The following is a 9,714-nucleotide window of genomic DNA, read 5'->3' as shown; positions in this document are numbered from 1 at the left end:
TTGTGGGCAGTCAGGCCTTGCTCGACAAAAATGGCGCAAACAAAAAAGGCGTCCCGCCAGTTACCTGGCGAGGACGCCTTTGTCCTTGTCCCGTTCTCTCGGGAAGCCTGGCCTTCATCGTTGAAGGTCGGGCTTTATGTCAGTTGAAAACGATAATGCAGTGGTTGTGCCAAGTCGCGCGGAGCCCCGAATTCACTGGGATAGTTATGGAATTGGCCAGATGTTCATTGTGGTTTTTGCACTGAATGGAAGCGGCACGCCCGTTAATGGAGCGCTGGATTAGCCATGAAACAACAGAAACATCAGCACCAGATTGCCCAGCAGCGCCAGCAACGCCAATGTTCGCCAGACCTTAAGCGGCTCCCGTTCAAGCAAGGGGCGAGGGCGTACATTCAGGCTGCGGCGCTCACCCTGTTCCAGCGTCAGCAGCCATTCCTCGGCGGTTTCATAGCGTTGCAAAGGATCGGCCGAGACGCCACGTTCCAGACACTGCGCCAGCCATTCCGGCAGATCCGGCCGGTAACGAGCCGCACTTACCGGCACCCCGAAACGCGGACGCTGAAAGGCTTCGATTTCTCCGTAGGGGAAATGCCCGGTGAGCAGGAAATATAACGTCACGCCCACCGCATACAGATCCTGACGAGGCTCGGGTGCTTCCCCTCGAAAGGACTCCGGGGCGATATAACTCGGGGTTCCCGGCAGCGTCGACGGTGTGTCCTGCGACAGGCCGGGACAATACGCCAGACCGAAATCCAGCAGACGCAACTCGCCGTCATCCCCCAGCAGCAGGTTTTCCGGTTTGATGTCGCGGTGCAGAATCTGCCGCCGATGCAGCAGGCCGATGGCCCGCAACAGGCGTTCGGCCACGTCCTGCCACTGAGCCAACGGCAGTGGGCCGGCTCGCTCGAACAACTGCGCCAACGTAATTCCGGAATATTCACGCATCACGTAGTACAAATGCTGACGCTGACTGCCGCCATGGACTTCAGGGAAATGTCGCCCGGCCACACGTTTGAGAAACCATTCCTCCGCCAGCAATGCCTGGCCTGCGTGGGCATCGTCCGCCAGCCGTGTGGGCAAGGTCTTCAACAGCCACGCCTGGCCTTGGTTGTCGAGGACGCGATACAGCAGCGATTGCTGGCTCTGGCCGACAATGCCTTGCACCTGCCAACCCTCGAAGTTCTGGCCCGGTTTGAGCGTCGGGGGTAGCGGCCATTGCTGCAACTGGATCAGCGCATCGCCGATGCTCGCTTCCCCCACGGCATCCACCCGCACCAGCAAGGCGCTGGCGTTGTCCTGGCTGCCGGCCAGGTGTGCGGCGTTGACCAGCGTTTGTGCCGCACTGTGCAGATCCGGTTGATCGCGCAGGATTCCGGCGATGGCCGTGTCGCCAAGCACGGCCCAGACACCGTCGCTGAGCAGCACGAAGCTTTCGCCCTCACACAGCTCACCGTCGAGAAAATCCAGCACCAGATGCTGATCCAGGCCCAGTGCACGCTTGAGCACGTGCTGCATGCCCGGCTGCTCCCAGACGTGATCCTCGGTGATCCGCTGCAGGGTGTCGGCGTGCCAGCGATAGACCCGACAATCCCCCACATGCGCCAGCGTGAAGCGTCTGCCGCGCAGGACCAGCGCGCTGACGGTGGTAAGCAACGGCTGGCCACCGCCATTGGCTTGCAGCCAGCGATTTTGCGCGAGCAGCAGGCGATCCAGCGCCTGGGCCACGCTCCAGGTCTGCGGGGTGGCGTAGTAGTCCAGCGCCAGCGCCTGCAAGGTCGAGCGCGCAGCCAGACCGCCATCGGCGCACTGGCTGACACCGTCGGCGAGGGCGAACAGAAATCCTTTGCTGGCGGCCAGCGCCGGGGCCGGCGTGACCAGGCGCAAGGCGTCCTGATTTTCCGCGCGTGGTCCGGTGGCGCTGGCTTCAGCGAAGCTCAGTTGCAGAGCCATGCGGGCCTCAGACCCGGGCAGCGGTCACGGCCGCCGAACCCCAGGTGGTTCTCCAGCGGCGTTTGACCCCGTGCAGACCGAACCATGCCAACACGCCAAGGCTGGCAAACAACCACAGCGCCAGTTGATAGCTGCCGGTGCTCTGTTTGATCGCGCCCATGCCCGCCGCCAACGCAAAACCGCCGATGCCGCCGGCCATGCCGATCAGCCCGGTCATCACGCCGATCTCCCGGCGAAAGCGCTGCGGCACCAGTTGGAACACCGCCCCGTTACCGGCGCCGAGACCGAGCATGGTGCAGACGAACAGTGCCAGTGCCGCGTAGGAACTCGGCAGGTTGAAGCCGACCGCTGCGATGCAGACTGCCGCCACCGTGTACATCGCCAACAGCGTGCGAATTCCGCCGAAACGGTCGGCCAGCGCGCCGCCCAGCGGGCGCATCAGGCTACCGCCGAACACGCAGGCGGCGGTGTAGTAACCGGCGGTGACCGGGCTCAAGCCGTATTGATCGTTGAAGTAGCCGGGCAGGGCGCTGGCCAGGCCGATGAAGCCGCCGAAGGTGACGCTGTAGAAAAACATGAACCACCAGCTGTCGCGGTCGCCCAGGGCCTTGAAGTAATCGGCCATGGATTTGGCTTTTGGTCGCTCCGGCGCGTTTTTCGCCAGCCAGGCAAACAGCACCAGGGTCAGGATCAGTGGGATCAGGGCGAAACCGAACACATTGCTCCAGCCGAACGCCGCTGCCAGTACCGGAGCGATCAGTGCCGCGAACACGGTGCCGGAATTGCCGGCCCCGGCGATTCCCATCGCCTTGCCCTGATGCTCGGGCGGATACCACTGCGAGGCCAGCGGCAGCGCTACGGCGAACGAAGCGCCGGCCATGCCGAGGAACAGGCCAAGCAGCAGCGCCTGTTCGTAGCTGTGGATACCGAGTTTCCAGGCGCCGAACAGCGCACAGATCACGATCACCTGGCCGATCAGGCCGGCGGTTTTCGGCGACAGGCGATCGGCGAGCATGCCCATTGCAAAGCGCAACACGGCACCGGCCAGAATCGGCGTCGCGACGACGAGGCCGCGTTGCTGAGTGGTCAGGTGCAAGTCGGCGGCAATCTGCACCGCCAACGGGCCAAGCAGGTACCAGACCATGAAGCTCAGGTCGAAATACAGGAAGGCCGCGAACAGGGTCGGGGTGTGGCCGGATTTCCAGAAGCTTTTATTCATCGCGCACCTCAGCGGTAGAGAATCTCGAGAAGGAGTCAGAACCAGCACAGTGGGGCGCCGCCACGGCCGCACCACCGGCCCCGGTCAGTGGGGCCAAAACGCAAAAACGCCGCTACCCGGATCGCCGAAAGGGGCGAAGAAGGTGAGCGACGTCTTTGTCGTGGGTGGGGCAACCGCCGTTGGTTACCTGTAGGAATTGCTTAGCGAGATCTGTGCCAGCTCAGCCAAGCAACTCGCTCATGGCAATGATCTGCTCCGCCACCTGAATCAGTTTCTGCTGGCGGCTCATGGCCTGGCGGCGCATCAGGGTGTAGGCCTCTTCTTCGTTGCAGTCCTTCATTTTCATCAACAGACCCTTGGCCAGTTCGATGCGCTTGCGCTCGGCCAGCTGCTGGTCGCGAGCCTGAAGCTGGGCGCGCAGGGCCTGGTCGCTTTCGAAGCGGGCCATGGCCACGTCGAGAATCGGCTGCAGGCGTTGTGCGTGAATGCCTTCGACGATGTAGGCACTGACTCCGGACTTGATTGCCTGGCGCATCACGCCGGGGTCGTGCTCGTCGGTGAACATCACGATCGGCCGGGGCTGGTCGCGGCTGACCAGTACCACTTGTTCCATCACATCGCGGCCCGGTGACTCGGTATCGATCAGGATCACGTCCGGGCGCACCGTTTCGACGCGCGCCGGCAGGTCGATGGTCAGGCCGGACTCGTCGATGACCTCGAAACCGGCCTCGGTCAGCGCAGCTTTCAGGCGGCCGACTTTCTTCGCCGTGTCGTTGATCAGCAGAATGCGCAGCATGTTCGCGGTCTCCTGTCAGCGGTGGGCGAGAAGATGGGCGTTGTTGCTCAACGCGTGCAGCTTGAAGCTTTGCGCGTAGGCAACCGGGTCGCTGCCATCCCAGACCTTGCCGTCGATCAACTGGCTGCTGCGCATGTCTTCGGTGCCGACCGGCACACCGACAGCGCTGGCGGCGTCGCGGTACAGCGCCAGTTGCTGCACCTGGCGGGCGACGGCGAGGTAGTCCGGGTCGTCGCGCAGCAAACCCCAACGACGGAACTGGGTCATGAACCACATGCCATCCGACAGGTACGGCAGATTCACCGCGCCATCGCCGTGAAAGCGCAGGGCGTGCGGGTCTTGCCAGCGGTTGCCCAGACCGTCGTCGTAGGCGCCGAGAAAACGCGGTTCGATGCAGGAAACCGGGGCGTCGAGGTACTCGGCGGCGCTGAGCAGCTGCGCGGTGCTGCGGCGGTTTTCCGGGCTTTCTTCGATGAAACGACTGGCTTCGAGGATCGCCATCACCAGCGCCCGGGCCGTGTTGGGGTATTGCTCGACGAAGGCGCGGGTGCAGCCGAGGACCTTTTCCGGGTGATCGGGCCAGATGGTCTGGCTGGTCGCCAGTGTGAAACCGAGATTCCGCTGCACCGCGCTGGCGGCCCACGGCTCGCCGACGCAGAAGCCGTCGATGCGACCGGCCTGCAGGTGCGCGACCATTTGCGGCGGCGGCACCACCACGCTGTCGACATCCTGCAACGGATGGATGCCCTGGCTCGCCAGCCAGTAATACAGCCACATGGCATGGGTGCCGGTGGGGAAGGTCTGGGCAAAGGTCAGCCTTGCGCGGGTTTGGTGCACATGACGGTCCAGCGCCTCAGGACCGGTCACGCCCAGCCCCTGCAAGCCGTGGGACAGGTTGAGGCTCTGGCCGTTCTGGTTCAGGCCCATCAGCACTGCCATGTCGGTCGGTGCGACGCCACCGATGCCCAGGTGTACCGCGTAGATCAGGCCGTAGAGGCTGTGGGCGGCGTCGAGTTCACCGCTGACCAGATTGTCCCGCAGGTTGGCCCATGAGCTCTGGCGCTTGAGGTTCAGGGTCAGGCCGTAAGGCTGGGCAAAGCCCTGCGTGGCGGCGACCACCACCGAAGCGCAGTCGCTCAGGGCCATGAAACCCAGGTTGATCGCGCTTTTTTCCGGAGCATCGCTGCCGTTGACCCAGGCCAGTGGCCCGACGGAGGTTTGAGTCATGAAGCCACCCTCAAAAAAAACGCCGTCCGAGGCTTTGCCCGCGCAAAACCGAGAGACGACGCCATTGTCCTTGCCTGCACGCCACCATTGGCCTGTGGGCTGATATCGGGGAAGGTGCAAGGCATATGCCAGCGCAGCGGATTTGCGCATGCGCCTCGCGCGGCAGGGCGATGCCCGGCTATAATCGCCGCCTCTTTTCGCCGCCCGAGTCATAGCCGCCCATGTACACCCTGGCCCGTCAGCTGTTGTTCAAACTTTCCCCGGAAACCTCCCACGATCTGTCGCTGGATCTGATCGGCGCGGGCGGGCGTTTGGGCCTCAACGGCTTGTTGTGCAAGGCGCCGGCGTCGCTGCCGGTGAACGTGATGGGCCTGCAGTTCCCGAACCCGGTGGGTCTGGCGGCCGGTCTGGACAAGAACGGCGCGGCCATCGACGGCTTCGCGCAGCTGGGTTTCGGTTTTGTCGAAATCGGTACCGTGACTCCGCGTCCGCAGCCCGGCAACCCGAAACCACGGATTTTCCGCCTGCCGGAAGCCGAGGCGATCATCAATCGCATGGGCTTCAACAACCTCGGTGTGGACAACCTGTTGGCGCGGGTGGCGGCGGCCAAATACAAGGGCGTGCTGGGGATCAACATCGGCAAGAACTTCGACACCCCGGTCGAGCGTGCGGTGGATGATTACCTGATCTGCCTGGACAAGGTTTACGCCCACGCCAGTTACGTCACGGTCAACGTCAGTTCGCCGAACACTCCGGGCCTGCGCAGCCTGCAATTCGGCGATTCGCTCAAGCAGTTGCTGGCGGACTTGGCCACACGTCGCGCCGAACTGGCCCTGCGCCACGGCAAGCATGTACCGCTGGCGATCAAGATCGCGCCGGACATGACCGACGAAGAAACGGCGCAAGTCGCGCAAGCACTGATCGAAACCGGGATGGACGCGGTGATCGCGACCAACACCACCCTCAGCCGCGTGGGCGTCGAAGGCATGGAACACGGTGACGAGGCGGGCGGTCTGTCCGGCGCGCCGGTGCGTGAGAAGAGCACCCACACCGTGAAAGTGCTGGCGTCCGAGCTGGGCGGCAAACTGCCGATCATCGCGGCGGGCGGCATCACCGAAGGCAAGCATGCGGCCGAGAAGATCGCTGCCGGCGCGAGCCTGGTGCAGATCTACTCCGGCTTCATCTACAAAGGCCCGGCGCTGATCCGCGAATCCGTGGACGCGATCGCTGCCCGGCGCTGATCATCGGACATAAACGGCAGGCATAAAAAAGGGCTCCTCGAAGGAGCCCCTGGGCCGTAGCCCGCCGTCCGGGAAGGACGTGCATGGTGATCAGGGTGTTGCGAAATCAGATTGTCGTGTCGGAATAAATGCCCTGTGTCAGCCGACGGCGTGAAGTTCGTTGAGTCTGTGGATTCCCGCAGTGCCGGTCATACCGTCCCAGTTGTCGCCGCGTCCTTCTCGCCAGCCGTTGATCCAGGCTTGACGTACCGACGGTAGAGTAAATGGGCAAAGCTCACGGGATTTGCCACCAACGCCATATTGATATCCGCGCAAAAATGCTCTTTCCAACGGATCACGCTTAAGTCTTCTCATAGGGTGTTTCCCTCACTTGTTGACTGTTTTTGTCGCGTCGACCTCAATTGAGGTCTGGCAGAAAAACTCTGCCGTTGGCGGCTCGCTGCCGGCGTGGCGAGCCAAGGTGTTGACGCCGTTGCGACGTCAACCTGTGTCCAGTTCTAACCAATGAGTCACATCGAGGGAATGACCGTTTTGTCATAAGGACGTAACGAAAAGGGTGCTATGGCGATAAGTAACGGCAGGTTTCATGAATGTTTATTCACCAAACCCCGGTATGATCGGCCCTGCGCTGTATGACAGGTTTAATGCCTTAGTGAGAATGACCCACGTTTACCGTCGGGTACTTTTCGACGAAGGGTTGCTTTGAGTCATTTTGTTGCATCAACTTTTTTATCTGTCCCGGCATCTAAGCTCTTTTAATCCGAGCAGCGGGGATGGAACGGCACACCTTCGTGCCACGCGGGCGCTCTTGTAGAAAAGCGCCTGATTCAAAACCGGATCGGCAATGCGTTGCCGGTTCATTAGCCAAAGGCTCTGGAAAAAACATGTCCGACCGTTTCGAACTCTTCCTCACTTGCCCCAAAGGCCTTGAAGGCCTGCTCATCGAGGAAGCCGTCGGGCTTGGCCTTGAAGAAGCCCGCGAGCACACCTCCGCCGTGCGTGGCATGGCGACCATGGAAACCGCTTATCGCCTGTGCCTCTGGTCGCGTCTGGCCAACCGCGTGTTGCTGGTGCTCAAACGCTTCCCGATGAAAAACGCCGAAGACCTGTACCACGGCGTGCTCGACGTCGACTGGCAAGACCACATGCTGGCCGACGGCACCCTGGCTGTTGAATTCAGCGGCCACGGCTCGGGCATCGACAACACCCATTTCGGCGCCTTGAAGGTCAAGGACGCCATCGTCGACAAACTGCGCACCCCGCAGGGTGATCGCCCGAGCATCGACAAGCTCAACCCGGACCTGCGCATTCACCTGCGTCTGGATCGCGGCGAAGCGATCCTGTCCCTCGACCTTTCCGGCCACAGCCTGCACCAGCGCGGCTACCGCTTGCAGCAGGGCGCTGCGCCGCTGAAGGAAAACCTTGCAGCCGCCATCCTGATCCGTTCCGGCTGGCCGCGCATTGCTGCCGAAGGTGGCGCGCTGGCTGACCCGATGTGCGGTGTCGGCACGTTCCTGGTGGAAGCCGGCATGATCGCCGCCGATATGGCGCCGAACCTGCGTCGCGAGCAGTGGGGCTTCACCGCGTGGCTCGGTCACGTCCCGGCGCTGTGGAAGAAATTGCATGAAGAAGCCGTCGAGCGTGCCGCTGCCGGTCTGGCCAAGCCGCCGCTGTGGATCCGTGGTTATGAAGCCGACCCTCGACTGATCCAGCCGGGCCGCAACAACGTCGAGCGCGCCGGCCTGAGCGAGTGGATCAAGATCTATCAGGGCGAAGTCGCGACGTTCGAACCGCGTCCGGACCAGAACCAGAAAGGTCTGGTGATCTGCAACCCGCCATACGGCGAGCGTCTGGGCGATGAAGCCAGCCTGTTGTACCTCTACCAGAACCTTGGCGAGCGCCTGCGTCAGGCTTGCCTGAACTGGGAAGCCGCGGTGTTCACCGGCGCGCCGGATCTGGGCAAGCGCATGGGCATCCGCAGCCACAAGCAGTATTCGTTCTGGAACGGCGCGCTGCCGTGCAAGCTGCTATTGATCAAAGTGTTGCCGGATCAGTTCGTCACCGGCGAGCGTCGTACTCCGGAGCAACGTCAGGCCGAGCGCGAGCAGGCTGCCTACGATCAGGCGCCGGACGAGCCGCAAGAGCGCAAGTACAACAAAAACGGCAACCCGATCAAACCGACGCCGGCCCCGGCTCCGGTGATCGAGCAGCCACGCCTGAGCGAAGGCGGGCAGATGTTTGCCAACCGCCTGCAGAAGAACCTCAAGGCGATGGGCAAGTGGGTCAAGCGCGAAGGCATCGACTGCTACCGCGTCTACGATGCGGACATGCCGGAATACGCCATGGCCATCGACCTGTACCACGACTGGGTGCACGTTCAGGAATACGCCGCGCCGAAGTCGATCGACCCGGAAAAAGCCTCGATCCGCATGTTCGACGCCCTGGCGGCCATCCCGCAGGCACTGAACATCGACAAGAGCCGCGTAGTGGTCAAGCGCCGCGAGCGTCAGAGCGGCACCAAGCAGTACGAGCGTCAGGCGGCTCAGGGCAAGTTCAACGAAGTCACCGAAGGCGGCGTGAAGCTGCTGGTGAACCTCACCGACTACCTCGACACCGGGCTGTTCCTCGATCACCGGCCGATGCGCATGCGGATCCAGAAAGAGGCGGCCGGCAAGCGCTTCCTCAACCTGTTCTGCTACACCGCGACCGCCAGTGTGCACGCGGCCAAGGGCGGCGCGCGCAGCACCACCAGCGTCGACCTGTCGAAAACCTACCTCGACTGGGCGCGCCGTAACCTGTCGCTCAACGGCTTCTCAGACAAGAACCGTCTGGAGCAGGGCGATGTAATGGCGTGGCTGGAAAGCTGCCGGGAAGAGTACGACCTGATCTTCATCGACCCGCCGACCTTCTCCAACTCCAAGCGCATGGAAGGGATCTTCGACGTGCAGCGTGACCAGGTGCAGTTGATCGACCTGGCCATGGCCCGTCTGGCAGCCGGCGGCGTGTTGTACTTCTCCAACAACTTCCGCAAGTTCCAGCTGGAAGATAACCTGGCCGAGCGTTATGCGGTCGAGGAAATCACTGCCAGCACCATCGATCCGGATTTCGCCCGCAACGGCAAGATCCACCGCGCCTGGAAAATCACGGCTCGTTGACGCTTTGTCTGATTGGATCCACAGAGCCTTGATTTTAAAGGTTCTTGGATCCGATCAGAGCTAGCCAAATTAATGGCTAATAGCTATAACTCACTCACGGCCAATGGGGTTATCCCGCAAGTACTG

The 9,714-nt window shown here is 62.4% G+C and carries 7 protein-coding genes; 2 read left to right on the top strand and 5 right to left on the bottom strand.

The genetic code is table 11. The annotated features are described in order from the left end of the window. Positions 1-279 precede the first annotated feature (279 nt). The 4 genes from AC07NR_RS04450 to AC07NR_RS04435 form a co-directional block, all read right to left on the bottom strand. Complete coding sequence (locus AC07NR_RS04450; protein ID WP_495077897.1) at positions 280-1,950, bottom strand: bifunctional protein-serine/threonine kinase/phosphatase; 1,671 nt, start codon at positions 1,948-1,950, stop codon at positions 280-282. Positions 1,951-1,957: 7 nt separating this feature from the next. Next, complete coding sequence (locus tag AC07NR_RS04445; protein WP_007952035.1) at positions 1,958-3,169, bottom strand: nitrate/nitrite transporter; 1,212 nt, start codon at positions 3,167-3,169, stop codon at positions 1,958-1,960. Positions 3,170-3,389: 220 nt separating this feature from the next. Further along, positions 3,390-3,965, bottom strand: coding sequence for an ANTAR domain-containing response regulator (locus AC07NR_RS04440; protein ID WP_134826004.1), 576 nt, complete (start codon positions 3,963-3,965; stop codon positions 3,390-3,392). 15 nt (positions 3,966-3,980) lie between these two features. Further along, positions 3,981-5,192, bottom strand: a complete 1,212-nt coding sequence (locus tag AC07NR_RS04435; RefSeq protein ID WP_495077896.1) for a CmpA/NrtA family ABC transporter substrate-binding protein — start codon at positions 5,190-5,192, stop codon at positions 3,981-3,983. Positions 5,193-5,413: 221 nt separating this feature from the next. On the opposite strand from AC07NR_RS04435, the gene AC07NR_RS04430 reads away from it, so the two are divergent. Continuing rightward, positions 5,414-6,433: a quinone-dependent dihydroorotate dehydrogenase gene (locus AC07NR_RS04430; protein ID WP_495077895.1), complete on the top strand. Its 1,020-nt coding sequence runs from the start codon at positions 5,414-5,416 to the stop codon at positions 6,431-6,433. A gap of 138 nt (positions 6,434-6,571) precedes the next feature. Here AC07NR_RS04430 and rmf read toward each other — a convergent pair whose 3' ends face one another. After that, positions 6,572-6,787, bottom strand: a complete 216-nt coding sequence (gene rmf, locus AC07NR_RS04425; RefSeq protein ID WP_003223300.1) for a ribosome modulation factor — start codon at positions 6,785-6,787, stop codon at positions 6,572-6,574. Positions 6,788-7,317: 530 nt separating this feature from the next. Between rmf and rlmKL the strand changes: the two genes are divergently transcribed. Next, entirely contained in the window at positions 7,318-9,588 is a 2,271-nt protein-coding gene (rlmKL, locus tag AC07NR_RS04420) for a bifunctional 23S rRNA (guanine(2069)-N(7))-methyltransferase RlmK/23S rRNA (guanine(2445)-N(2))-methyltransferase RlmL (RefSeq protein WP_495077894.1), read from the top strand. Positions 9,589-9,714: the final 126 nt, after the last annotated feature.

This window comes from Pseudomonas sp. GW821-FHT09C09 (assembly GCF_059418105.1).
This window is presented reverse-complemented; position numbering and strand designations above follow the sequence as displayed.